This is a genomic window from Mycobacterium sp. NGS57, assembly GCF_059812405.1.
Genome location: NZ_JCALCP010000008.1, coordinates 101,916 through 125,222 on the forward strand (window position 1 = coordinate 101,916; position 23,307 = coordinate 125,222).

General features: G+C 71.0%; 21 protein-coding genes. 15 read left to right on the plus strand and 6 right to left on the minus strand.

Annotated features, from left to right (window positions below; genetic code table 11):
- Positions 1-97: 97 nt before the first annotated feature.
- From eccA to eccE, 11 genes are read left to right on the plus strand one after another with little or no spacing between them, the layout of a single operon-like run.
- Positions 98-1,951 carry a type VII secretion AAA-ATPase EccA gene (eccA, locus tag AC5Y43_RS16565; protein WP_499974548.1) on the plus strand — a complete coding sequence of 618 codons (1,854 nt, stop codon included), beginning with the start codon at positions 98-100 and terminating at the stop codon, positions 1,949-1,951.
- On the plus strand, positions 1,948-3,609 hold the full coding sequence (gene eccB / locus AC5Y43_RS16570) for a type VII secretion protein EccB (RefSeq protein ID WP_499974180.1): 1,662 nt from the start codon (positions 1,948-1,950) through the stop codon (positions 3,607-3,609). The genes eccA and eccB overlap by 4 nt, the downstream gene beginning before the upstream one ends.
- Positions 3,606-7,598, plus strand: coding sequence for a type VII secretion protein EccCa (gene eccCa / locus AC5Y43_RS16575; RefSeq protein ID WP_499974181.1), 3,993 nt, complete (start codon positions 3,606-3,608; stop codon positions 7,596-7,598). The genes eccB and eccCa overlap by 4 nt, the downstream gene beginning before the upstream one ends.
- A gap of 2 nt (positions 7,599-7,600) precedes the next feature.
- The gene (locus AC5Y43_RS16580; RefSeq protein ID WP_499974182.1) at positions 7,601-7,909 is read left to right on the plus strand and encodes a PE family protein; all 309 of its coding nucleotides are present in this window, start codon (positions 7,601-7,603) and stop codon (positions 7,907-7,909) included.
- A gap of 2 nt (positions 7,910-7,911) precedes the next feature.
- A complete protein-coding gene (locus AC5Y43_RS16585) occupies positions 7,912-9,462 on the plus strand; it encodes a PPE family protein (protein WP_499974184.1) in 1,551 nt (516 codons plus the stop codon).
- 51 nt (positions 9,463-9,513) lie between these two features.
- A complete protein-coding gene (gene esxG, locus AC5Y43_RS16590) occupies positions 9,514-9,807 on the plus strand; it encodes a type VII secretion system protein EsxG (protein ID WP_067278108.1) in 294 nt (97 codons plus the stop codon).
- 29 nt (positions 9,808-9,836) lie between these two features.
- Entirely contained in the window at positions 9,837-10,127 is a 291-nt protein-coding gene (locus AC5Y43_RS16595) for a WXG100 family type VII secretion target (protein WP_499967251.1), read from the plus strand.
- Between the two features lie 10 nt (positions 10,128-10,137).
- The gene (locus AC5Y43_RS16600) at positions 10,138-11,019 is read left to right on the plus strand and encodes an ESX secretion-associated protein EspG (RefSeq protein WP_499974185.1); all 882 of its coding nucleotides are present in this window, start codon (positions 10,138-10,140) and stop codon (positions 11,017-11,019) included.
- 53 nt (positions 11,020-11,072) lie between these two features.
- Complete coding sequence (gene eccD / locus AC5Y43_RS16605) at positions 11,073-12,503, plus strand: type VII secretion integral membrane protein EccD (RefSeq protein WP_499974549.1); 1,431 nt, start codon at positions 11,073-11,075, stop codon at positions 12,501-12,503.
- Positions 12,500-13,903, plus strand: coding sequence for a type VII secretion-associated serine protease mycosin (gene mycP / locus AC5Y43_RS16610; RefSeq protein ID WP_499974186.1), 1,404 nt, complete (start codon positions 12,500-12,502; stop codon positions 13,901-13,903). The genes eccD and mycP overlap by 4 nt, the downstream gene beginning before the upstream one ends.
- Positions 13,900-14,880, plus strand: a complete 981-nt coding sequence (eccE, locus tag AC5Y43_RS16615) for a type VII secretion protein EccE (RefSeq protein ID WP_499974188.1) — start codon at positions 13,900-13,902, stop codon at positions 14,878-14,880. Before mycP ends, eccE begins: the two co-directional genes overlap by 4 nt.
- Here eccE and AC5Y43_RS16620 read toward each other — a convergent pair.
- Positions 14,870-16,060: an alpha/beta hydrolase family protein gene (locus tag AC5Y43_RS16620; protein WP_499974190.1), complete on the minus strand. Its 1,191-nt coding sequence runs from the start codon at positions 16,058-16,060 to the stop codon at positions 14,870-14,872. The two genes, eccE and AC5Y43_RS16620, sit on opposite strands and share 11 nt — an antisense overlap.
- A gap of 101 nt (positions 16,061-16,161) precedes the next feature.
- Here AC5Y43_RS16620 and AC5Y43_RS16625 point away from each other — a divergent pair, with 101 nt between their 5' ends.
- Complete coding sequence (locus AC5Y43_RS16625) at positions 16,162-16,932, plus strand: trans-aconitate 2-methyltransferase (protein ID WP_499974192.1); 771 nt, start codon at positions 16,162-16,164, stop codon at positions 16,930-16,932.
- A gap of 1 nt (position 16,933) precedes the next feature.
- On the opposite strand, the gene AC5Y43_RS16630 is transcribed toward AC5Y43_RS16625, so the two are convergent.
- The 3 genes from AC5Y43_RS16630 to AC5Y43_RS16640 form a co-directional block, all read right to left on the minus strand.
- On the minus strand, positions 16,934-18,295 hold the full coding sequence (locus AC5Y43_RS16630) for a sulfatase family protein (protein WP_499974194.1): 1,362 nt from the start codon (positions 18,293-18,295) through the stop codon (positions 16,934-16,936).
- A gap of 62 nt (positions 18,296-18,357) precedes the next feature.
- Positions 18,358-19,020: a 5,6-dimethylbenzimidazole synthase gene (gene bluB, locus AC5Y43_RS16635; protein ID WP_499974196.1), complete on the minus strand. Its 663-nt coding sequence runs from the start codon at positions 19,018-19,020 to the stop codon at positions 18,358-18,360.
- Positions 19,021-19,033: 13 nt separating this feature from the next.
- Positions 19,034-19,516, minus strand: coding sequence for a hypothetical protein (locus tag AC5Y43_RS16640; protein WP_499974198.1), 483 nt, complete (start codon positions 19,514-19,516; stop codon positions 19,034-19,036).
- A 60-nt stretch (positions 19,517-19,576) separates the two neighbouring features.
- Here AC5Y43_RS16640 and AC5Y43_RS16645 point away from each other — a divergent pair, with 60 nt between their 5' ends.
- Genes AC5Y43_RS16645 through kasB form a run of 3 tightly spaced genes read left to right on the plus strand, consistent with a single transcriptional unit; the run spans position 19,577 to position 22,230 of the window.
- Positions 19,577-20,242, plus strand: coding sequence for a phosphatase PAP2 family protein (locus tag AC5Y43_RS16645; protein WP_499974200.1), 666 nt, complete (start codon positions 19,577-19,579; stop codon positions 20,240-20,242).
- A gap of 45 nt (positions 20,243-20,287) precedes the next feature.
- Complete coding sequence (locus tag AC5Y43_RS16650) at positions 20,288-20,941, plus strand: L,D-transpeptidase family protein (protein ID WP_499974203.1); 654 nt, start codon at positions 20,288-20,290, stop codon at positions 20,939-20,941.
- Between the two features lie 29 nt (positions 20,942-20,970).
- On the plus strand, positions 20,971-22,230 hold the full coding sequence (kasB, locus tag AC5Y43_RS16655; RefSeq protein WP_499974205.1) for a 3-oxoacyl-ACP synthase KasB: 1,260 nt from the start codon (positions 20,971-20,973) through the stop codon (positions 22,228-22,230).
- On the opposite strand, the gene AC5Y43_RS16660 is transcribed toward kasB, so the two are convergent.
- Together AC5Y43_RS16660 and AC5Y43_RS16665 are read right to left on the minus strand one after the other, a co-directional pair.
- Positions 22,227-22,724, minus strand: coding sequence for a nuclear transport factor 2 family protein (locus tag AC5Y43_RS16660; protein WP_499974207.1), 498 nt, complete (start codon positions 22,722-22,724; stop codon positions 22,227-22,229). The two genes, kasB and AC5Y43_RS16660, sit on opposite strands and share 4 nt — an antisense overlap.
- Positions 22,711-23,304, minus strand: coding sequence for a TetR/AcrR family transcriptional regulator (locus AC5Y43_RS16665; protein ID WP_499974209.1), 594 nt, complete (start codon positions 23,302-23,304; stop codon positions 22,711-22,713). The genes AC5Y43_RS16660 and AC5Y43_RS16665 overlap by 14 nt, the downstream gene beginning before the upstream one ends.
- Positions 23,305-23,307 lie beyond the last annotated feature (3 nt).

Sequence of the window (23,307 nt, forward strand, 5' to 3'; positions counted from 1 at the left end):
AGCCGCGGGGAGGCCCGGGGCGCCTCGACAACGTTGCTTAGGTAATGCTAACTTCAGTCGGTTAGGTAAGGGGAGGCTACATAGATGGGAAGTGGCCGTGGAACGCGGTGACGCCGGCGTGCTCGCAGCGCGGTCTGTGAATTCTCGGTCGGACGGCAAGGTGGACGGCGACACCGTCAGCCGGTTCGCCACGTGTTGCCGCGCGCTCGGCATCGCCGTCTACGAGCGCCAGCGCCCGGCCGACCTGCCCGCCGCCCGCTCCGGGTTCACGGCGCTGACGCGCATCGCGCACGAGCAGTGCGACGCGTGGACCGGCCTGGCCGCCGCCGGTGACGTCTCCCTGCGGGTGCTCGAGGCGGTGTCGCGCACCGCGGGCACCGCGGGCACGCTGCAGCGCCAGGTGGAGCTGGCGCCCGGCGCCCTGGGCTTCCGCTACGACACCGGGCTGTACTTGCAGTTCCGCGCCGACACCCCGGACGACTTCCACCTGGCCTACGCGGCGGCGCTGGCAACCGAGGGGCGGTTTGCCGAGGCGCACCAGATCGTCGGCGCCCTGTCCGAACGCCGCCCGGGCTGGCGGGAGGCCCGGTGGGTCGACGTCGTCGTCAACTACCGCGCCGAGCGCTGGTCGGACGTCGTCAAGCTGCTGACCCCGATCGTCAACGACGCCGACCTCGACGAGAGCTTCGCGCACGCGGTGAAGGTCACCCTGGGCACCGCGCTGGCCCGGCTGGGCATGTTCGCACCCGCGCTGTCGTATCTCGAGGAGCCCGACGGCCCCGTCGCGGTCGCGTCCGTCGACGGCGCGCTGGCCAAGGGGCTGGTGCTGCGCGCGCACGTCGACGAGGACTCGGCCAGCGAAGTGCTGCAGGACTTGTACGCGGCACACCCCGAGAACGACCAGGTCGAACAGGCCTTGTCCGACACCAGCTTCGGGATCGTGACCACGACCGCGGCCCGCATCGACGCGCGCACCGATCCCTGGGACCCGGGCACGGAGCCCACCGCGGAGGACTTCGTCGACCCCGCGGCCCACGAGCGCAAGGCCGCGTTGCTGCAGGAGGCCGAGCGCCAGCTCGCCGAATTCATCGGCCTGGACGAGGTCAAAAACCAGGTGTCGCGGCTGAAGAGCTCGGTGGCCATGGAGCTGGTGCGCAAGCAGCGCGGGCTCACGGTGGCGCAGCGCACCCACCACCTGGTGTTCGCCGGGCCTCCCGGGACCGGTAAGACCACGATCGCGCGCGTCGTCGCGAAAATCTATTGCGGCCTCGGGCTTTTGAAGCGGGAAAACATCAGGGAGGTCCACCGCGCCGACCTCATCGGCCAGCACATCGGGGAGACCGAGGCCAAGACCAACGCGATCATCGACAGCGCGCTGGACGGGGTGCTGTTCCTCGACGAGGCCTACGCCCTGGTGGCCACCGGCGCCAAGAACGACTTCGGTCTCGTCGCGATCGACACCCTGCTGGCCCGCATGGAAAACGACCGCGACCGGCTGGTGGTCATCATCGCCGGCTACCGGGCGGACCTGGACAAGTTCCTCGACACCAACGAGGGCTTGCGGTCCCGGTTCACCCGCAACATCGACTTCCCCTCCTACACGCCGGGCGAGCTGACCGAGATCGCGCACAAGATGGCCGAGCAGCGCGACAGCGTCTTCGAACCCGCCGCGCTCGGGCACATGGAGGGCCTGTTCTCGAGGTTGGCCACCGAGTCGACGCCCGACTCCAACGGCATCTCGCGGCGCAGCCTCGACATCGCCGGCAACGGCCGGTTCGTGCGCAACATCGTCGAGCGCTCCGAGGAGGAACGCGAGTTCCGGCTCGACCATTCGGAACACGCCGGAACCGGGGAATTCAGTGACGAGGAGCTGATGACGATCACCGACCAGGACGTCGAGAAGTCGGTCGAGCCGCTGCTGCGCGGCCTCGGGCTGTCGGTGCCGGCATGACGAACAACCATGAGCCCGACCGCGATTGGGGCTCCGAAAGCAACGGGGCTCGGCGCTCGTTCTCCTCGCGGACCCCGGTCAACGAGAATCCCGACAAGGTTGAATACCGCCGCGGCTTCGTCACCCGCCACCAGGTGAGCGGCTGGCGGTTCGTGATGCGCCGGATCGCGTCGGGCATCGCCCTGCACGACACCAGAATGCTCGTCGACCCGCTGCGCACCCAGTCGCGCGCGGTGCTGATGGGTGTCGTCATCCTGATCACCGGCGTGGCGGGCTGTTTCGTGTTCTCGCTGATCCGTCCCAGCGGCTCGGCGGGCAACAACGCGGTGCTTGCCGACCGGTCCACCGCCGCGCTGTATGTGCGGGTCGGCGAGGACCTGCACCCGGTGCTCAACCTGACCTCGGCCCGGCTGATCGTCGGACGGCCAGTCAACCCCACCACAGTGAAAAGCACTGAGCTGGACCGATTTCCGCGGGGAAACCTGATCGGTATCCCGGGCGCACCCGAACGCATGGTGCAGAACGCCGCGCGCGACGCGAACTGGACGGTGTGTGACGCCGTCAGCGGCACTCCCCAGCTTCGCGGGGGCCCCACCCACGGCGCCCACAGCACGGGCGTCACGGTGATCGCGGGCCCGCCCGACGGCGGCGGCGCCCGCGCCGCGGCGATCCATCCCAACCAGGGCGTCCTGGTCGATAACGGCAACAGCGCCTGGCTGCTGTGGCAGGGCAAGCGCAGCCGCATCGACCTGGCCAACCACGCCGTCACCAACGCGCTGGGGCTGGGGGTCACCGAGGTGCCCACCACGCCCGCGCCGCGGCCGATCGCGCCGGGACTGTTCAACGCCATACCCGAGTCCCCGGCGCTGGAGGCCCCGCCGATCCCGAACGCCGGTGGCCCGGCGGGCTTTTCGGTGCCGGCCCCGATCGGCGCGGTGGTCGTCTCCTACGGCCTCGAGCAGAATTCGTCGGGCACCCTGCACTACTACGCGGTACTGCCCGACGGCCTGCAGCCGATCTCTCCGGTGCTCGCCGCGATCCTGCGCAACTCCAATTCCTATGGCCTGGACCAGCCGCCGCGACTCGGCGCCGACGAGGTGGCCAAGCTGCCGGTGTCGCGGATGCTGGACACCGGCCGCTATCCCGACCAGCAGGTCGCCTTGGTCGACGCGGCCAAGGATCCCGTCACGTGCGCGCACTGGAGCAAGCCGGCCGGCGCCGCCACCAGTTCACTGAGCCTGCTGTCCGGCTCGGTGCTGCCGGTGCCGGAGGGCATGCGCACCGTCGACCTGGTGGGCGGGGGCTCGGCGGGCACCGCCACCCGCGTCGCCCTGGCCCCCGGCACCGGCTACTTCACCCAGACCGTCGGCGGTGGGTCGGCGGCGCCGCCCGCCGGCTCGTTGTACTGGGTTTCCGACACCGGGGTCCGCTACGGCGTCGACAATGAGTCCGAGAGCGGATCCGCCACGGCAGGACGCGGGAAAACCGTTGAGGCCCTTGGCCTGAACGCGCCCGCGGTCCCCATTCCGTGGCCGGTGCTTTCGTTGTTCGCTTCCGGCCCGGTGCTGTCGCGCGCCGACGCCCTGCTGGCACACGACGGGCTGGCGCCCGACGCCAAGCCCGGCCGTCCGGTCGTGGCGGAAGGGGAGGGCCGATGAGCCGACTGATCTTCGAGGCCCGGCGCCGGCTGACGCCGCCGGCCACCCGCAAGGGCAGCATCACCATCGAGGCTCCGCCGGAGCTGCCGCGGGTGATTCCGCCGTCGTTTCTGCGGCGGGCGATGCCCTATGTGTTGGTGATCCTGATCGTCGGCATGGTGGTGGCACTGGTGGCCACGGGGATGCGGGTGATCTCGCCCCAGACGCTGTTCTTCCCGTTCGTGCTGCTGCTGGCGGCGACCGCGCTCTACCGGGGCAACGACAACAAGACACGCACCGAGGAGGTCGACGCCGAACGGGCCGACTACCTGCGTTACCTGTCGGTGGTCCGGGACAACATCCGGACCCAGGCCAACCAGCAGCGCGCGGCAGCGGAGTGGTCGCATCCGGACCCGGCCGCTTTGGCGACGGTGCCCGGTTCCCGCCGCCAGTGGGAGCGTGACCCGCACGACCCGGATTTCCTGGTGCTGCGGGCCGGTCGTCACGAGGTGCCCCTGGCCACCGCCTTGCGGGTCAACGACACCGCCGACGAGATCGACCTGGAGCCGGTGTCGCACAGCGCATTACGTAGCCTGCTGGACACCCAGCGCACCGTCCGCGACGTGCCGGCGGGCATCGACCTGGCCAAGGTCTCGCGCATCACCGTGGTGGGCGACGCGGCCGACCTGCGCGCCGCGGTACGCGCCTGGATCGCCCAGGCGGTGGCATGGCACGACCCGACGGTGCTCGGAGTGGCGCTGATCGCCCGCGACCTGGAGGGCCCGGACTGGTCCTGGCTGAAGTGGTTGCCGCACGTCGACATCCCCGGCACGCTCGACGGTGTCGGCCCCGCGCGCTACCTGTCGACCAACGGCGACGAGCTGGTCGCGACCCTGGGGTCGGCGCTCGCCGACCGCCCCGCGTTCACCGGTGAGCCCGCGGATGCGTTGCGGCACTTGCTGATCGTCGTCGACGACCCCGACTACGACGTGAACGCCTCGCCGCTGGCGATGGGCCGGGCGGGCGTCACCGTCGTGGTCCTCTCCGCCACGCCCCCGCACCGCGAGCAGTATTCGGATCCCGAAAAGCCGATCCTGCGGATCACCGGCGAGGCCCTGGAACGCTGGCAGACCGGCGGCTGGCAGCCCTACGTCGACAGCGCGGATGCGCTCGGCGCCGACGACGCGGCGCACCTGGCCCGCCGGCTGTCGCGGTGGGACTCCAACCCGACCCACGCCGGGCTGCGCTCGGCGGCCACCCGCGGCGCGAGCTTCACCACGCTGCTGGGTATCGGCGACGCCTCGCAGCTCGACGTGCCGACGCTGTGGGCGCCGCGCCGCCGCGACGACGAGTTGCGCGTCCCGATCGGTGTCACCGCGACCGGGGAGCCGCTGATCTTCGACCTCAAGGACGAAGCCGAGGGCGGAATGGGTCCGCACGGCCTGATGATCGGTATGACCGGATCCGGCAAGTCGCAGACCCTGATGTCGATCCTGTTGGCACTGTTGACAACCCACTCGGCGGAGCGGCTGATCGTCATCTACGCCGACTTCAAGGGCGAGGCCGGCGCCGACAGCTTCCGGGACTTCCCTCAGGTCGTCGCGGTGATCTCGAACATGGCCGAGAAGAAGTCGCTGGCCGACCGCTTCGCCGACACGCTGCGCGGCGAGGTGGCCCGCCGTGAGACGCTGCTGCGCGAAACCGGCCGCCGCGTGCAGGGCAGTGCGTTCAACTCGGTGACCGAATACGAGAGCGCTCGCGAATCCGGAGCGGCCGGCGCGTCCGACCTGCCGCCGATCCCCACGCTGTTCGTGGTCGCCGACGAGTTCACCCTGATGCTGGCCGACCACCCGGAATACGCCGAGTTGTTCGACTACGTGGCCCGCAAGGGCCGCTCGTTCCGCATCCACATCCTGTTCGCTTCCCAGACGCTGGACGTGGGCAAGATCAAGGACATCGACAAGAACACCTCGTATCGCATCGGGCTGAAGGTGGCCAGCCCCAGCGTGTCCCGCCAGATCATCGGCGTGGAGGACGCCTACCACATCGAGTCCGGCAAGGAGCACAAGGGCGTGGGCTTTTTGGTGCCCGCCCCCGGTGCCACCCCGGTCAAGTTCCGCAGCACCTACGTCGACGGCATCTACGAGCCGCCGCAGGCGGCCAAGACCCTTGTGGTGCAGGCCAATCCGGAGCCCAAGCTGTTCAGGGCCGGGATGGTGGATCCTGACCACGGCACCGTGATATCCACCGGTGAGGACGAGGAATACGCCGGGCCGCCGCGCAAGCTCATCGCGACCATCGGCGAACAGCTGGCCCGCTGCGGGCCGCGCGCACCGCAGTTGTGGCTGCCGCCGCTGGACGAGCCGATCCCGCTGACCGCGGCGCTGGCGCGCGCGGCGATACCGCAGGGACAGTGGCAATGGCCGCTCGGCGAGATCGACAAACCCTTCGAGATGCGCCGCGACCCGCTGGTGTTCGACGCCACGTCCGCGGCCGGCAACGTGGTGATCCACGGTGGTCCGAAGTCCGGCAAATCGACTGCGCTGCAGACGTTCGTCATGTCCGCGGCCAGCCTGCACTCACCGCGCGAGGTCACCTTCTACTGCCTGGACTACGGCGGCGGCAAGCTGCGCGCGCTGGAAGACCTGGCGCACGTCGGCGGCGTCGCGTCCGCGCTGGAACCCGAGCGCATCCGCCGCACTTTCGGCGAGCTGGAGCAGCTGCTGCTGTCGCGCCAGCAGCGCCAGGCGTTCCGGGAGCGGCAGGGTTCGGCCCCCGACCATGCCTATGGGGACGGCTACGGCGAGGTGTTCCTGGTCATCGACAACCTCTACGCGTTCGGCCGCGACAACACCGACCAGTTCAACACCCGTAATCCGTTGCTGGCCAAGGTCACCGAATTGGTGAACGTCGGGCTGGCCTACGGGATCCACGTGGTCATCACCACCCCGAGCTGGCTGGAGGTGCCGCTGGCGATGCGCGACGGCCTCGGGCTGCGGCTCGAGCTCAAGCTGCACGACGCGCGGGACAGCAACGTGCGGCTGGTCGGCGCGCTGCGCCGCCCGGCCGACGCCGTCCCGCACGACCAGCCGGGCCGCGGCCTGACCATGGCCGCCGAGCATTTCCTTTTCGCGGCACCCGAATTGGAGCAGATCGCCGCGATCAACGCCCGCTACCCCGGGGTCTCCGCGCCGCCGGTTCGGTTGCTGCCCACCACCCTCGCGCCCGACGCGCTGGGGCGGCTCCATCACGGCGGCGAAAGTGTGGTCATCGGGCAGCGGGAGGAGGACCTCGCGCCCGTCGTCCTCGACTTCACCGAGAACCCGCTGCTGATGGTGTTCGGCGACAGCAAGTCCGGTAAGACCACGCTGCTGCGCCACATCATCCGCACCATTCGGGAGCACTCCACCGCCGACCAGGTGGCCTTCACCGTGCTGGACCGGCGGCTGCACCTCGTCGACGAGCCGTTGTTCCCCGACAACGAATACACCGCCAACATCGACCGGGTCACCCCGGCGATGCTGGGGCTGGCCAACCTCATCGAGTCGCGGCGGCCGCCGGCGGGCCTGTCGCCGGCGGAGCTGTCCCGCTGGACCTACCACGGCCACACCCACTACCTGATCATCGACGACGTCGACCAGATACCGGATACGCCGGCGCTGAGCGGCCCTTACGTCGGGCAGCGGCCGTGGACCCCGCTCCTGCCGCAACTGGCGCAGGCCGCGGATCTGGGCCTGCGGGTCATCGTCACCGCGCGGGCCACCGGATCGGGGCACGTGTTGATGACCAGCCCCCTGCTGCGCCGCTTCAACGACCTGCAGGCGACCACCCTGATGCTGTCGGGCAACCCGCAGGACAGCGGCAAGATCCGGGGTCAGCGGTTCGGGAGGCTGCCCGCCGGGCGCGCGATCCTGTTGGGCGACAGCGATAGTCCGACGTACGTGCAATTGGTCAACCCGCTGGTGGGGGAGACCGCGATGTTTGGTGAAACGCGACAGAAGGGGAGTTAGTCATGACGTTGCGAGTGGTTCCCGAGGGCCTGGCCGCGACCAGCGCGGCCGTGGAGGCGCTGACGGCGCGGCTGGCGGCCGCGCACGCGGCGGCGGCCCCGGCGATTACCGCGGTGGTGCCGCCGGCGGCGGACCCCGTGTCGCTGCAGACGGCCGCCGGATTCAGCGCCCAGGGCCAGGAGCACGCCGCCGTCGCGGCCCAGGGGGTAGAGGAGCTGGGCCGCGCCGGGGTGGGCGTGGGTCAGTCGGGCACAAGTTATCTCGCCGGTGACAGCGCGGCGGCCGCGACCTATGGGATGGCGGCCGGCTGACAATGAGCTCGCCCATCTGGATGGCATCGCCGCCGGAGGTGCATTCGGCGTTGCTGAGCGCCGGTCCGGGACCGGGGTCGCTGTTGGCGGCCGCCGGGGCCTGGTCGTCGCTCAGCACCGAATACGCCTCGGCGGCAGCCGAACTCAGTGGGCTGCTGGGGGCGGTACAGGCGGGGGCCTGGCAGGGGCCGAGCGCCGAGCGGTATGTGGCGGCGCACGCGCCCTATCTGGCGTGGTTGCAGCAGGCCAGCGCCGACAGCGCCGGCGTGGCCGCGGAACACGACGTCGCGGCGACGGCATACACCACCGCCCTGGGGGCGATGCCGACGCTGTTCGAGCTGGCCGCCAACCACGTCATTCACGGGGTGCTGGTCGCGACGAATTTCTTTGGGATCAACACGATTCCGATCGCGCTGAACGAGGCCGACTATCTGCGGATGTGGGTGCAGGCCGCCACCACGATGGGCGCCTACCAGGCGGCCTCGGGCACCGCGCTGGCCTCGGCGCCCCGCACCGCGCCGGCGCCGACGGTGGTGACGCCCGGCGGGGAGGCGACGACGGCGGCTGAATCCGCGCAGGCGGGTTCGGCGGTGCCGGCCGCCAATTCGGGTTCGGCGCTGGACGCCGCGAACCCGATCATCCAGATGCTGGAGTCCTACGTGCAGTCGCTGCCGCAGGGCGACTTGATCTGGAATTTCCTGATGAATCCCGTGAGCGAAACCCAGCAGATACTGATCGATTTCGCGACCAACCCGTCCCAGGCCATGGTGACGTGGGGGCCGCTGCTTTTCGCGCTGGGCTATCAGGCCTTCTTCCAGCCGGTGGGCTGGGGCACCTGGGGGGTGATGCTCAGTTCGCCGCTGTGGGTGCCGGTGCTGCTCGCGACCGGCCTGTCGATTCCGCTGGCCCTGATCGGCACGATCAACCTGGACACCGTGCCCGATGCGATGCCCGACGACGCGCCGATCTCGGGGGTTGCCGATCAGCACGGCTGGCCGGCCGCAGGCATCTCCACGCCCGCGCCGAGTCCGGCGCCGGGGGCCCCGGCGACCGCGGCGCCGGCCGCCGCCCCCGCCGCCGCCGCGCCGGCCGCGGCGCCGGCGGCACCGGGTTTCGCCTATGCCGTTGCGATTCGGGCCGATTCGGGCCCCAGCCTCGGGCCGACCGTGGGGGGACGCAGCGGGGTCAAGGCACCGGCGGCCACCATTCCCGCGGCCGGTGCGGCGGCACCCAGCCGCGCGCAGGCGCGGGCGCGGCGGCGCAAGAAGGCCGCGTTGCACGACTACGGCGACGAGTTCCTGGACATGAATTCGGGCGTCATCCCGGATTACGGCCCCGACGACGAGGAGCAACTGGTTTCCGCGATGGCCTCCGGGAACGGGGGCGGGGCGCTCGGGTTCGCGGGCACGGTGCGCAAGGACGCCGCCATGGGCGCGGCCGGGCTGACCAAGCTGACGGGTGACGAGTTCGGCGGTGGCCCGCGGATGCCGATGGTGCCGGGCACGTGGGAGCTGGAGAAGGAGCCGGAGAAAGGGGGAGACGACGGTTCGTAACGGGAAAGTCAGCAACCGAAATCCGAAGAGAGCGAAAGGAAACCAAGCACCATGAGTATGTTGGACGCTCATATTCCGCAGTTGGTGGCCGCGCAGTCGGCGTTCAGCGCCAAGGCGGCGCTGATGCGCAGCACGATCAGCCAGGCCGAGCAGGAGGCGATGTCGGCGCAGGCATTCCACCAGGGCGAGTCGTCGGCGGCGTTCCAGGCCGCGCACGCCCGCTTCGTGGAGGCCGCGGCCCGGGTCAACACCCTGCTCGACATCGCCCAGGCCAACCTCGGGGACGCGGCGGGCACCTACGTGGCCGCCGACGCCGCGGCCGCTTCCGGCTACAACGCGTTCTGATCAGACCGCCAGCAGCGAAAGGACTTGTTATGTCACAGATCATGTACAACTACCCCGCGATGCTCAGCCACGCGGCGGACATGTCGGGTTACGCCGGCACCCTGCAGGGCGTGGGCGCCGACATCGCCAGCGAGCAGGCCACGCTGTCCAACGCGTGGCAGGGCGACACCGGGATGACCTACCAGGCGTGGCAGGCCCAGTGGAACCAGGCCATGGAGTCGATGGTCCGGGCCTACCAGTCGATGGCCAGCACCCACGAGGCCAACACCACGGCCATGCTCGCCCGCGACCAGGCCGAGGCCGCCAAGTGGGGCGGCTGATCCTGGGCTGATGAGTGCAGCTCCCAACGCCGTCGAGCTGACGGTCGATCACGCGTGGTTCATCGCCGAAACCATTGGGGCCGGCAGCTTCCCGTGGGTTTTGGCGATCACCACGCCCTATCGCGACGCCGCGCAGCGCGCTGAGTTCTTCGAACGCCAGCGCGCCGAGCTGACCCGGATGGGCCTGGTGTCGGACGAGGGACCCGTCAACGCGGCGGTCGCCGGATGGATCAAGGCGGTGTGCTTCCCGGACCGGTGGCTCGACCTGCGCTTCGTGGGATCAGGCGCGGACGCCGGCACCGGCGAGTTGCTGCGCGGCGTGGTCGCGCAGCGCGCCGCCCCCGGCGACGCCGGCAAAACCCGCACGGTCGTCGCGTTGCGCAGCGCGCAGCTGGTCACCTTCACCGCCATGGACATCGACGACGCGCGGGGGCTGGTCCCGGTCCTCGGCGTCGGGCTGGCGCAGCGACCGCCGGCGCGCTTCGACGGGTTCAGCATGCCGACGCGGGTCGGGGCGCGGGCCGACGAGCGGCTGCGCTCGGGCGCCACGCTGGCGGAAGTCGTTGACTACCTGGGTATCCCGGCGTCGGCGCGACCGGTGGTGGAGTCGGTCTTCACCGGGCCCCGCAGCTACGTCGAGATCGTCGCGGGCTGCCGGCGCGACGGCCGTCATTCCACCACCGAGGTCGGGTTGAGCATCGTCGACGCCGCCGCGGGGCGGGTGCTGGTCAGCCCGTCGCGCGCCTTCGACGGCGAGTGGGTCTCGACGTTCAGTCCCGGCACGCCCTTCGCGATCGCCGTCGCAATCGAACAGCTCACCGCCCTGCTGCCCGACGGCACGTGGTTCCCCGGCCAGCGGCTGTCCCGAGACTTTTCCGTAACAACGAGATAGAGAAGAGAGAGAGCAATGTCCCTGGAATGGCTGCAGCTTTTGTCGAGGGCCCGATGACCGCCGTGATGCCGATCGTCCGCGTCGCCATCCTCACCGACAGCAGGCTGACGGAGATGGCGCTGCCCGCCGAGTTGCCGCTGCGCGAGATTCTGCCCGCGGTCCAGCGGCTGGCGGCGCCGGCGACCGGCAACGGCGACGGTGACCACACCGCCGCACTCGACGCGGCCGCCCAGCTGAGCCTGGCGCCCATCGGCGGAGCGCCGTTCAGCCTGGACGCCAGCCTGGACACCGTCGGCGTCGTCGACGGTGACCTGCTGGCGCTGCAGCCGGTGCCCGCGGGCCCGGCCGCCCCGGGGATCGTCGAGGACATCGCCGACGCGGCCATGATCTTCTCGACCTCGCGGCTGAGGCCTTGGGGCACGGCGCATCTCCAGCGCGGGGCGCTGGCCGCGGCGATCACCGTGGCCTACCTGGCGACCGGGCTGGGCGTCACCTACCGGGTGGCCACCGGCGCGCTGGCCGGGCTGGTCGCGGTCGCCGCGATCGCCGCGCTCACCGCGGTCGCCGGCCTGCTGACCATGGCCCGTTCCGAGGCCCGTTCCGCGCGCATTGGAACGGCGCTGACGATCGCGGCGCTGGCGCCCATCGCCGCCGCCCTGGTGCTGGCGGTGCCGGGCAGGTTCGGGCCGGCGCAGCTGATGCTGGCCGCGGCGGGCGTCAGCGCGTGGTCGCTGATCGCGCTGATGGTTCCCGGCCCGCAACGCGAGCGCGTCGCCGGGATCTTCACCACCACGGCCGTGGTCGGGGCCGGGGTGCTGCTGGCCGCCGGCGCCGAATTGCTTTGGCATTTCCCGATGCTGACCGTCGGCTGCGGGCTGATCGTGGCGGCCCTGCTGGTCACCATCGAGGCCGCCCAGCTGTCGGCGCTGTGGGCGCGCTTCCCGCTGCCGGTCATTCCGGCGCCCGGCGATCCCGCCCCGTCGGCGCCGTCGTTGCGGGTGCTCGAGGACCTGCCGCGGCGGGTGCGCATCGGTGACGCGCACCAGAGCGGATTCATCGCCGCCGCGGTGGTGCTCAGCGTGCTGGGGTCGGTGGCGATCGCGCTGCGGCCGGAGTCGCTGGGCGGCTTCGGGTGGTACGTGGTCGGTGCCACCGCGGCGACTTCGGTGCTGCGCGCGCGGGTCTGGGATTCGGCTGCGTGCAAGGCGTGGCTGCTCGCCCAGCCCTACCTGACGGCGGGGGTGCTGCTGGTGCTCTACACCGCGACCGGGCGCTACGGCGCCGCCCTCGGCGCGGCGCTGGCGCTGGCCGCGCTGACGCTGGTGTGGGCGGTCGTGGCGCTGAACCCGGCCATCGCCTCGCCGGAGACCTATTCGCTGCCGCTGCGCCGGCTGCTGGGCTTCGCGGCGGCCGGCCTGGACGCATCGCTGATTCCCGTGATGGCCTACCTCGTCGGTCTGTTCGCCTGGGTGCTCAATCGATGATCCGCAGCGGTGCCCGGACCGGATTGGCCTGCGCCACCGCCACTTTGGCGGCGATGCTGTGGGCCTGTCCGGCGGCGTTCGCGATCGATCAGCCGAAGGTGGACGCGGACGTGCCGCCGCCCAGCGGGACCCCGGGACCCGGGCAGCCGATGGAGCAGCGCGGCGCGTGCGGCGTCTCCGGTGTCATCCCGGGTAGCGACCCGGCGGTGGCGACGCCCGGCCAGGCGATGCTGAATCTCCCTGCGGCGTGGGGTTTTTCCCGCGGCGAAGGCCAACTGGTGGCGGTCCTCGACACCGGGGTGCGGCCGGGCCCGCGGCTACCCAACGTCGATGCCGGCGGCGATTTCGTCGAGGCGACGGACGGCCTGACCGACTGCGACGGGCACGGCACGCTGGTCGCCGGCATCATCGCCGGTCAGCCCGGTGACGACGGGTTCTCCGGGGTGGCGCCCGCGGCGCGGGTGCTGTCGATCAGGATGGCGTCCGCGCGCTTCTCGCCGCGCACGCCGGCGGGCGGCGATCCGCAGGTGGCGCGGGCCGAGCTCGACGTCGCGACGCTCGGGCGGGCGATCGTGCACGCCGCCGACCTCGGCGCCCGGGTGATCAACATTTCCGCGATCACCTGCCTGCCCGTCGACCGGCCCGTCGACCAGGCCGCGCTCGGCGCGGCGATCCGGTACGCGGCGGTGGACAAGGACGCGGTGATCGTGGCCGCGGCGGGCGACGCGGGCGCGACCGGATCGGTCGGCAGCGGGACGTCCTGCGACTCCAACCCGCTCACCGACCTCAGCCGCCCCGACGACCCGCGCAACTGGGCCGGCGTCAAGACGGTGTCCATTCCGTCGTGGTGGCAGCCCTATGTGCTGTCGGCGGCCTCGCTGACCCCGGACGCGCAGCCGTCCAAATTCACCATGACCGGCCCGTGGGTGGGCATCGCGGCGCCCGGGGAGGGCATCGTGTCGGTGAGTAACCGCGACGGTGGCGGCCTCGCGAACGGGCTGCCCGACGACCACCAGCGGGTGACCCCGCTGAACGGCACCAGCTACGCCGCCGGCTACGTGTCGGGCGTCGCGGCGTTGGTGCGCAGCAAGTATCCGCAGCTCAGCGCCACCCAGGTGGTGCAGCGCATCACCGCGACCGCCCACAACGGGGCCCGGGCGCCCTCCAACGTCGTCGGCGCGGGCAGCGTCGACCCGATGGCCGCGCTCACCTGGGAGCTGCCGGCCGGCACCCCGCCCGCGCCGCCGCCGGGGCGGCCGGTCCCCGTCCCGCCGGCGCCCGCGCCCCGGGACACCGCCCCGCGCACCGTCGCGTTCGCCGGAACCGCCGCGCTGGCCGTCGTCGTCGCGGTCGCGGCCGCGGTAGCCGCTCTGGCCCGAAAGAAGGAGACCACCCCGTGAGCCGCTCGATACCGACCCCCGGCACCGGCCGGATCACGCTGGCGCTGCTGGCCGTGGTGCCCGCGGCGATGGCCTTCCCCTGGCGAACGACCCGCGAGCAGTGGGTGCTCGGCGTCGCCGCGGGCGTCGTCGTCGTGCTGCTGGCCTGGTGGCGCGGCCTGTATCTCACCACGATCCTGCGTCGCCGGCTGACGATGCTGCGCCGCGGTGGTTTCGTCCCCGAATTCGATTCCGCCACAAGGGCTACCGCGCTGCTGCGGCTCGGACCGCCGGTCGGCGACTCGGATGTGGTGCCCCTGCCGTTGATCGCGGGCTACCTGGACCGCTACGGCGTCCGCGCCGACCGGATCCGGATCACCAGCCGCGACAACCCATCCGACCCGTCGAGGCGGGAGACCTGGATCGGGCTGACGTTATCGGCGGCCGACAACCTGGCGGCGCTGCGGGCGCGCTCGGCGCGGATCCCGCTGCACGAGACGGTCGGGGTGGCCGCGCGCCGGCTGGTCGACCACCTGCGCGAGATCGGCTGGGACGCCGCCGGCGTCGCGCCCGACGACGTGCCGCGGCTGGTGGCTCCCGGCGCCCGCGAAACCTGGCGCGGAGTTCAACGCGGCGCCTCGGATTACGTTGCGGCATACCAGGTTCACGTCGACGACGGGCTGGCCGAAACCCTGGAGGCGATCCGGTCGCACCCGGCGCGCGAGACCTGCACGGCGCTGGAGATCGCCGGCGAGAAAAGTCAGCGGACCGTCGCGGCCGCGTGCGCGTTCTTGACCGAGGCGCCCCCCGGCGGGGCGGCCCCGGTGGCGGGGCTGACCCCGCAACGCGGCAACCACCGCCGCGCGCTCGCCGCACTGGATTTGTTGTCGACGCAGCGGCTCGACGGACACCGCGACGAGCCCGCCGGCCTGCTGGAGCGGCTGGACTGGCCCGCCCCGGGGGCCGGCGCGCACCGGGCGCCACTGGCTAGAACATGACCCCGTTGAGGAACTGCGTCATCCGGCGCAGGTAGTCCAGCTGGCTGACGTGCAGGACGTGGCTGCCCGGAAACCAGTGCAGCGCACACCGATCCCAGTGCTCCCACAGCATGGTGGCCTGACCCGGCGGCGCCATCCGGTCACCGAGGCCGGTGATGATCATGCGGCGATCCTTGGCCACCAGCGGCCGGTAGTTCAGCGGGCCGTGGTAGGACAGCCCGGCGAGCAGCTCGTCGCGGCCGATGTCGGACATCCGCAGCCCCAGCGCCATGAGTTTGTTGGCCGGGAACCATTCGTCGAACATGGTCGCCGGGGTCGCGACGGGGCAGTTGGGGATGACGGCCTCGAGCCGGTCGTCGACCGAGGCCACCAGCGCGGAGGTGTAGCCGCCCAACGAGATTCCGGTCAGGGCGATGCGCTCGACGCCGGTGTGGCGTAGGTAGTCGAGGATGGACCGGAAGTCGTGCACGGCCTGCGCCATGGCCTCGGCGAAGCCGCTCATGCCGCCCGCGAAAAAGCCGAAACCGCTGAAGGGCGAGCATCTTTCGGCGCGGGCGCCGTGGAACGGCAGCGTGTACATCAGGACGTCGTAGCCGGACCGGTAATACCAGGGCAGCGTGAAGAAGCGGCCGTTGGCCAGATACGACGACCCCATGAAGCCGTGGATCACGCACAGCGTGGGGTGCGGCCCGTCGTCGTGGCGCCAGTGCTGGGCGTGCACGACGTTGTTGGACTTCCACGCGCTCCAGCGGGTGCGCATCGCGGGGTTGATCGCGCGGAAGCTGCTGGGGAACGAGATGTTGTCGACCGTGCCGTGCGCGACCCATTTCGCGAGCCGGCCGGCCGGGCGCGACGACACCTCGGGGAGCTCGGTGGGCGCGGGAAACGACTTCGCCGGATCCCGCTCGGCGCCGAGCTCGGCGTAGAAGCCCAGGCCGTCGCGTTCATTGCCGGAGCGCACGGCGCCGGCGAGCACGGCCGGCGTCACCGTCGTCGTCAGCACCGAGGCGACCGCGGTCCGCAGCGCGAGATCCGAGACGGCCGCCGCCTCGACGACCATGCGCTGGCGGGCTGACAGCGCGGAGCGCGGCGGCAATCCCTCGGCGCCGGAGGGCACGTCGGCGCCGGGGACATCCGGAAGGGGAACCGGGGTGCCGACCGGATCCGAGTCGGGTGTCACGAGCGCGATGTTATCCCCCGGCCGGTCTGCGCCGGGGCGGCATGCGGTAATACGGTTTGTCTAGCAGCGGTTGTGCGACGGGGATGATCAGGAGGACCGACATGTGGGATCCGGACGTCTACCTGGCCTTTGCCGACCATCGCAGCCGCCCGTTCTACGACCTGCTGTCGCGGGTGGGCGCCAACCGGGCGCGCCGGGTGGTCGACCTGGGCTGCGGTCCGGGGCACCTGACGCAGTACCTGGCCCGGCGCTGGCCGGACGCGGTGATCGAGGCGGTGGACAGCTCCCCGGAGATGGTGGCGGCGGCCAAGGAGCGCGGCATCGACGCCGCCATCGGCGACCTGCGCGACTGGAAGCCCAAGCCGGACACCGACGTGGTGGTCTGCAATGCGGCCCTGCACTGGGTGCCCGAGCACGCCGATCTGATGGTGCGCTGGGCCGGCGAACTGTCGCCGGGCTCGTGGATCGGCGTCCAGATCCCGGGGAACTTCGAGACGCCGTCGCACGCCACCGTGCGGGCCCTGGCCCGCCGCGAGCCGTACGCACAGATCATGCGCGACATACCGTTTCGGGTGGGGGCGGTGGTGCAACCGCCCATGAACTACGCCAACCTGCTGCTGGACGCCGGCTGCAAGGTCGACGTGTGGGAGAGCACGTATCTGCATCAGCTGACCGGTGAGAACCCGGTGCTGGAATGGATCACCGGCACGGCGCTGGTCCCGGTGCGCGAGCGGCTCGACGACGAGGGCTGGGAGCAGTTTCGCCAGGAGCTCATCCCGCTGCTGGACGACGCGTACCCGCCCCGAGCCGACGGCACGACGATCTTCCCGTTCCGGCGGGTGTTCATCGTCGCCGAGGTCGGCGGCGGCTGAGCTATTCCTCGATGCCGCGGTCGGCGGCGATCGCCGACCGGCTGGTGGGCGTCATGTGGTGGATCCGCAGGTACGTTTCGGTGTAGCGCTGCGCGATGCGGGAGCCGGCGAAATCCGACGGGATGACGTCGCCGGTGCGCTGGCGCCAATCATCCAGGCGGACAGCCAGATCGGCGGCGACCGCGTCCACCTCGGCGGCCACCTGGCCTGTCAGCAGGTTGTTGGTCTCGGCGGGATCGGTTCGCAGGTCGTAGAGTTCGCGCTCGGGGCGCGGGCCCGTGACGAACGGCGCGACCGCCACCCCCGACGGGCTCTCCTCGATGTCCCAGGGCAGGTCGAGCATCGGGCGCGGCGCGTAGTTCTCGATGTAGCTGTAGTCCTTGGTGCGGATCGCGCGAATCGGGTCGAAGGAGTCGTGGTAGGTCTTCATGGTGTAGACCTGCTCGCGCACGGGCTCGGATCGCGGCTGCGGCGCGAGCAGGGCGCCGGCGTGGGACACGCCCTCGACGTCGGCCGGTGGGTTCAGGCCCAGCAGCCCGAGCAGCGTCGGCACCAGGTCGACGCCGCTGAACAGTTCGTCGTACCCGCGGGGCGCCGCGCCGCGCGCCGTGGGGGGCCGAACGATCATCGCGATTCCGGTTCCGGCGTCGTACAGCGTGGATTTCGCGCGCGGGAACGCGGCGCCGTGATCGGTGAAGAACACCACCCAGGTGGTGGCGTCCAGGCCCGTCTCGGCCAGCACGTCCAGCAGCCGGCCCACGGCGGCGTCGGCGGTGGCGATCGACCCGTAGAACTCGGCGAGGTCGTCACGCACCTCGGGGGTGTCGGGCAGGTAGCCGGGCAGATCCACGGCGGCGGCGTCGGCCGGCTCGTAGCGGTCGCGCGGGTAGGGCCGGTGGGTTTCGAAGAACCCCGCCGTCAACAAAAACGGTTGTCCCGCAAGGTTTTCGGCGCTGCCCCGCAGCCACTCGGATGCCTTGTCGACCACGTAGTCGCAGTAGGAGTTCGAGACGTCGAACTCGTCGAAGCCCAGTCGCTTGGGATACGAAGTCTCGTGTTGCATGCCGAAAAGCGCCGAGTGCCAACCGGATTCGGACAATATCTGGGGCAGGGTCCGCACCCCGCTGCGGTATTCCCAGCCGTGATGGGCCAGCCCGACCAGCCCGTTGCTCTGCGGGTAGCGACCGGTGAACAGCGATCCGCGCGACGGTGAGCACAGCGGCGCGGTGGCGTGCGCGCGGGTGAACAGGATGCCTTCTGCCGCGAGCCGGTCCAACCGCGGGCTGGACACATCCGGGTGGCCGTAGACGCCGAGATATCGCCCCAGGTCGTGCCAGTGCACGATCAGCAGGTTTTCTGTCATACGGTCACCTCGACCGGCGACAATACCGCAGCCCGTGCCGGCGCCGGCGGCTCACCGTCGCGTCACGCCGGTGGCTCGCGCCAGCGGTTCTCGCAGACGAACTCCGGCAGGGGCCGCGCATAGGCCCACCCGTCGAGCTCCAGCGCCGGGCGATCCGGAAACCCGGGAACCGGGCCCAGGCACAGGATGGCCACCGGCTCGGCGCCCGCGGGCATCTGCAGCAGGTCGGCCAGCCGCCGCGGGTCGAACAGCGAAACCCAGCCCATGCCAAGGCCTTCCGAGCGCGCCGCCAGCCACAGGTTCTGGATCGCGCACGACACCGACGCGAGATCCATCTGCGGCAGCGTGCGCCGGCCGAACACATGGGCGTCGCGGTTGTCGCACAGCGCCACCACGAACAGCTCGGCGCACTCGAGGATGCCCTCGACCTTCAGTGCCAGGAACTCCTCGGACCGCTCGCCCAGGGCCGCCGCGGTCAGCGGGCGCTCCTCGTCGACCAGGGCGTGAATGCGCCGGCGCAGCGCGTCGTCGGTGATCCGGACGAAGCGCCACGGCTGCATCAGGCCGACGCTGGGCGCGGCGTGCGCGGCCTGCAACAACCGCGCCAGCACGTCCTCACCCACCACGCCCGGCGCGAACCGGCGCATGTCGCGCCGCTCGGAGATCACCCGATACACGGCCCGCCGCTCCTCGGGGCTGTACGCCTGATCGGTCACGCCCGTCATGGTAGGAGACCCGTCACGGGCTGTAGGTGACACCGACCGCCCGAAACACGTAGTCGGGCGGCATGTCGAAGGCCAGCGACAGACGCGGCAGGCCGGCGAGCACGTCGGGCGGGATGTTCGCCTTGTAGTGCAGCGACAGCTCGCCGCTGAACCTCGGGTCGACCGCGGCCACGTCGACGTCGACCTGGACTCCGGTCGCCGAGATCTCGACCTTCGCCGCGCCGGTCTGCGGCGCGTCCCAGCGCGCGTTGACGGTGGGCCCGGCCAGCCTGGGCAGCATGGACAGCGTCGCCAGCACCCGTTCGGAGGTCAAGACCAGCGAGCCGGCGTAGCTGGCGACGCTGTGCGGCAGCCGCACGCCGGGCAGCACACCGCTGAACCGCCGGGTCACCGCGACGTAGTCGGCGAGGTAGAGCAGCCCCTCCGCCTCGACCTGAGCGTGCAGATCGGCGGGGAGCTTGCCGATGCCGAACAACCTGCGGACGAAGACCGCCATGCACGCCAGTATGACCTCCCGCGGCACCCGCGCGGCCCGGCAGCTGGTATCGGTGTACCGGTGATCCGCCCACGCACCGCCCCGGCCCTGTGGGTCGCGCTCGCGGCCGCCGTCGCCTACGCGGTCCTGTGGGTGGGCTACGGCCAGCACTGGAGCTGGCTGCACCGCGTCGACTGGGCGCTGCTGAACGCCGCGCGCGACGTCGCCGTCGAGCACCCGGCGTGGGTGCGGTTCTGGGACGGGGTGTCGCTGGTGCTGGGGCCGGTGCCGCTGCGGCTGCTGGGCACCGTGGCGGCGGTCGGCGCGCTGGCCGTGCGCAACGTGCGCGCGGCGCTGGTGCTGCTGGCCTGCGGGCCGCTCGCCGGGTTGCTGACGCTGGCGGCCAAGGCGCTGGTGGACCGGCCGCGACCGCCGACCATGCTGGTGGCGGCGCCGTCGTCGTCGTTTCCCTCGGGGCACGCGCTCGAAACGACGGCCGCGCTGCTGGCCCTGCTGGCCTTCGCGGCGCCGATGATCAGCCGGTCGCTGGGCCGCGCCGCGGTGGCGCTGGCGGCGCTGTGCCTGCTGTCGGTGGGGATCGCCAGGGTGTCGCTGAACGTGCACTATCCGTCTGATGTGTTCGCCGGCTGGTCGCTGGGCTCCCTCTATTTCCTGTTGTGCCTGTTGGTGTTTCGGCCGGGTGCGCCGGTCCGCGTGGTCACGGCGCAGTTACCCAACCGGGGCTGAAGCTTTACTTGACCCTGAGGTCCTGGCCGCCGGACGATTGAAGCCATGCGCCGACTGCTAGCTTCGCTGTGCGCCGCGGCGGGCCTGATCGTCGCGGCGCTGGTGGCGGCACCGGTGAGCGGTGCGGCCGTCCCGTGGTTCGCGAACTCCGTCGGCAACGCCACCCAGGTGGTTTCGGTCGTCAGCACCGGCGGCTCCAACGCGACCATGGACATCTACCAGCGCACCACCGCCGGGTGGCAGGCACTCAAGACCGCCATCCCGACCCACGTCGGCTCGGCGGGCATGGCGCCGCAGGCCCGCAGCGGGGTGCCGGCCACTCCGATGGGGGTGTTAACCCTCGACTCCGCCTTCGGCACGGCGCCCAATCCCGGTGGGGGACTGCCGTATACGCAAGTCGGACCCAACCATTGGTGGAGCGGGGACGACCACAGCCCGACCTTCAACAGCATGCAGGTCTGTCAGAAGGCGCAGTGCCCGTTCAGCACGGCCGCCAGCGAGAACCTGCAGATCCCGCAGTACAAACACGCCGTCGTGATGGGCGTCAACAAGAACAAGACCCCGGGCGGCGGTTCCGCGTTTTTCTTCCACACCACCGACGGCGCCCCCACCGAGGGCTGCGTGGCCATCGACGATCCCACGCTGGTGCAGATCATCCGCTGGCTGCGGCCCGGAGCGGTGATCGCGATCACCAAGTAGTCTTACGAAGGACGAAAGGCGCCTTCGCAATGACACAGCTGGTTACCGGTAAAACGCTGCCCAACGTCGTCGTCACCGGCATCGCCATGACGACGGCCCTGGCAACCGACGCCGAGAACACCTGGAAGTTGTTGCTGGACAGCCAAAGCGGCATCCGCACCCTCGACGATTCGTTCATCGAGCACTACGACCTGCCAGTGCGCATCGGTGGGCATTTGCTCGAGGAATTCGACGAAGGGCTGACGCGCGCCGAGCGGCACCGGATGGGTTACCTGCCGCGGATGTCCATCACGTTGAGCCGCCGGGTGTGGGAGAACGCCGGCTCGCCCGAGGTCGACCCCAACCGGCTGCTGGTCTCCATCGGCACGGGCCTGGGCTCGGCCGAGCAGATCGTCTTCAGCTACGACGACATGCGCGCCCGCGGGATGAAGGCGGTCTCGCCGCTGGCGGTGCAGAAATACATGCCCAACGGGGCCGCGGCGGCGGTCGGGCTGGAGCGGCACGCGAAGGCCGGGGTGATCACGCCGGTGTCGGCGTGCGCGTCGGGCTCGGAGGGCATCGCCCAGGCGTGGCGCAGCATCGTGTTCGGCGAGGCCGACATCGCGATCTGCGGCGGCGTCGAGGTCAAGATCGAGGCGGTGGCGCTCGCCGCGTTCGCCCAGATGCGCATCGTGATGTCCACCAAGAACGACGACCCGGCCGGCGCCTGCCGGCCCTTCGACCGCGACCGGACCGGTTTCGTGTTCGGCGAGGCCGGCGCGCTGCTGGTGATCGAGACCGAGGAGCACGCCAAGGCCCGCGGCGCGAAGATCCTGGCCCGGCTGATGGGGGCGAGCATCACTTCCGACGGCTACCACATGGTGGCGCCGGACCCCAACGGCGAGCGCGCCGGGCACGCGATGAGCCGCGCGATTCAGCTTGCCGGGTTGACGCCGGGCGACATCGGCCACGTCAACGCCCACGCCACCGGCACCTCGGTGGGTGACGTGGCCGAGGGGAAGGCCATCAACAACGCGCTGGGCCCGCACGGCGGGAACGCCGCGGTCTACGCCCCCAAGGGGGCGCTGGGCCATTCGGTCGGCGCCGTCGGCGCGGTGGAGTCGATCCTGACCGTGCTCGCGCTGCGCGATCAGGTGATCCCGCCCACGCTGAACCTGGAAAACCTCGATCCGGAAATCGATTTGGACGTGGTGGCGGGCACGCCGCGGCGCGGCAATTTCAACTACGCGATCAACAACTCGTTCGGGTTCGGCGGCCACAACGTCGCCATGGCGTTCGGTCGGTACTAGGCCTCCGACGCCAGAGCGCGCCCGGGTTTGACCTTGAAGTCCAAGCCCGTCAACGACATCGTGGCGTCGTAGGTGCGGTCGTAACCGGTTCCGCTGATCTTCCAGCCCGCGTCGGTGCGCCGATAGGTGTCGCGGTAGAAGGCCGCGCCGATCAGCATGAAGTTGAACTCGGCGACGATGACCCGGTCCTGCAAATACCAGCTGCCCGAAGCGGTGTCGCCGCTCACGACGATCTCGGGGTGGGTGACGCGGTGCTCGGTGATGACGTTCGGGCCCAGCGATGAGCGCATGTAGTCCACCAACTCGGTGCGATTGGTGAAGTGCAGTTCGTTACCCAGGGACGGGCCGTAGTCGGCCTTGACGTCCTCGGCCAGCGTGTCGGCGAAGTCGTCCCAGTGCTTGGTGTCCAGCGCGCGCAGGTAGCGGTACTTGACCTGCTTGATGGCTTCGATGTCGGCGAGATCGGTGGGGGTCATCCCGTCATTGCAGCACACGGGTCACCATGTCGATCAGCGCGCGTCGTTCCAGGCTCCAGTCGACCTCGATCCCGGTGATCATCTGCGCCAGCACCACACCGCGCAGGGTGGCCCAGATCACCTCGGCCACACCGGCTTTGGTGGGATCATCGGTGATCAGCCGGCCCAGCTGGCCGATCGCGGAGTTCATCTCGAGCAGGTGGCGTCGCGATGATCCGCCGCGGGTGGCGCGCAGGATCTCGAAGGCGGCCATCGACGTCGGGCTGCTGTAACAGCTCCACGCGGTGTCGACGACGACTTCGATCCGCTGGCGCAATGGCAGATCGCCCACGTCGGCCGACGACAACGACTCGAGCAGCTTGGCCACGCCGTCGTCGACGACGGCCATCAACAGCCCGGCGCGGTCGCCGAAGTGGTACTGGATCACGCCCCACGTCACGCCCGCCCGCTCGGCCACGTGCTTGGCGGTCGCGGCCGGGAACCCCTCCTCGACGATGCAGCGCACCGTCTCGTCGATGATCTTCGCCCGGGTGTCATCGCCCCGTTTGCGCGGCGCTCGGGTCCGGCGGGTGGGGGCGGCACCTGCAGAAAGGGTCATTGT

Excerpts from the sequence above, each read along its gene's own strand:
- eccB (WP_499974180.1), top strand. The coding sequence starts at position 1,948 with ATGACGAACAACCATGAGCCCGACCGCGATTGGGGCTCCGAAAGCAAC.
- eccCa (WP_499974181.1), top strand. The coding sequence starts at position 3,606 with ATGAGCCGACTGATCTTCGAGGCCCGGCGCCGGCTGACGCCGCCGGCC.
- AC5Y43_RS16580 (WP_499974182.1), top strand. The coding sequence starts at position 7,601 with ATGACGTTGCGAGTGGTTCCCGAGGGCCTGGCCGCGACCAGCGCGGCC.
- AC5Y43_RS16585 (WP_499974184.1), top strand. The coding sequence starts at position 7,912 with ATGAGCTCGCCCATCTGGATGGCATCGCCGCCGGAGGTGCATTCGGCG.
- esxG (WP_067278108.1), top strand. The coding sequence starts at position 9,514 with ATGAGTATGTTGGACGCTCATATTCCGCAGTTGGTGGCCGCGCAGTCG.
- AC5Y43_RS16595 (WP_499967251.1), top strand. The coding sequence starts at position 9,837 with ATGTCACAGATCATGTACAACTACCCCGCGATGCTCAGCCACGCGGCG.
- AC5Y43_RS16600 (WP_499974185.1), top strand. The coding sequence starts at position 10,138 with ATGAGTGCAGCTCCCAACGCCGTCGAGCTGACGGTCGATCACGCGTGG.
- eccD (WP_499974549.1), top strand. The coding sequence starts at position 11,073 with ATGACCGCCGTGATGCCGATCGTCCGCGTCGCCATCCTCACCGACAGC.
- mycP (WP_499974186.1), top strand. The coding sequence starts at position 12,500 with ATGATCCGCAGCGGTGCCCGGACCGGATTGGCCTGCGCCACCGCCACT.
- AC5Y43_RS16625 (WP_499974192.1), top strand. The coding sequence starts at position 16,162 with ATGTGGGATCCGGACGTCTACCTGGCCTTTGCCGACCATCGCAGCCGC.
- AC5Y43_RS16630 (WP_499974194.1), bottom strand. The coding sequence starts at position 18,295 with ATGACAGAAAACCTGCTGATCGTGCACTGGCACGACCTGGGGCGATAT.
- bluB (WP_499974196.1), bottom strand. The coding sequence starts at position 19,020 with ATGACGGGCGTGACCGATCAGGCGTACAGCCCCGAGGAGCGGCGGGCC.
- AC5Y43_RS16640 (WP_499974198.1), bottom strand. The coding sequence starts at position 19,516 with ATGGCGGTCTTCGTCCGCAGGTTGTTCGGCATCGGCAAGCTCCCCGCC.
- AC5Y43_RS16650 (WP_499974203.1), top strand. The coding sequence starts at position 20,288 with ATGCGCCGACTGCTAGCTTCGCTGTGCGCCGCGGCGGGCCTGATCGTC.
- kasB (WP_499974205.1), top strand. The coding sequence starts at position 20,971 with ATGACACAGCTGGTTACCGGTAAAACGCTGCCCAACGTCGTCGTCACC.
- AC5Y43_RS16665 (WP_499974209.1), bottom strand. The coding sequence starts at position 23,304 with ATGACCCTTTCTGCAGGTGCCGCCCCCACCCGCCGGACCCGAGCGCCG.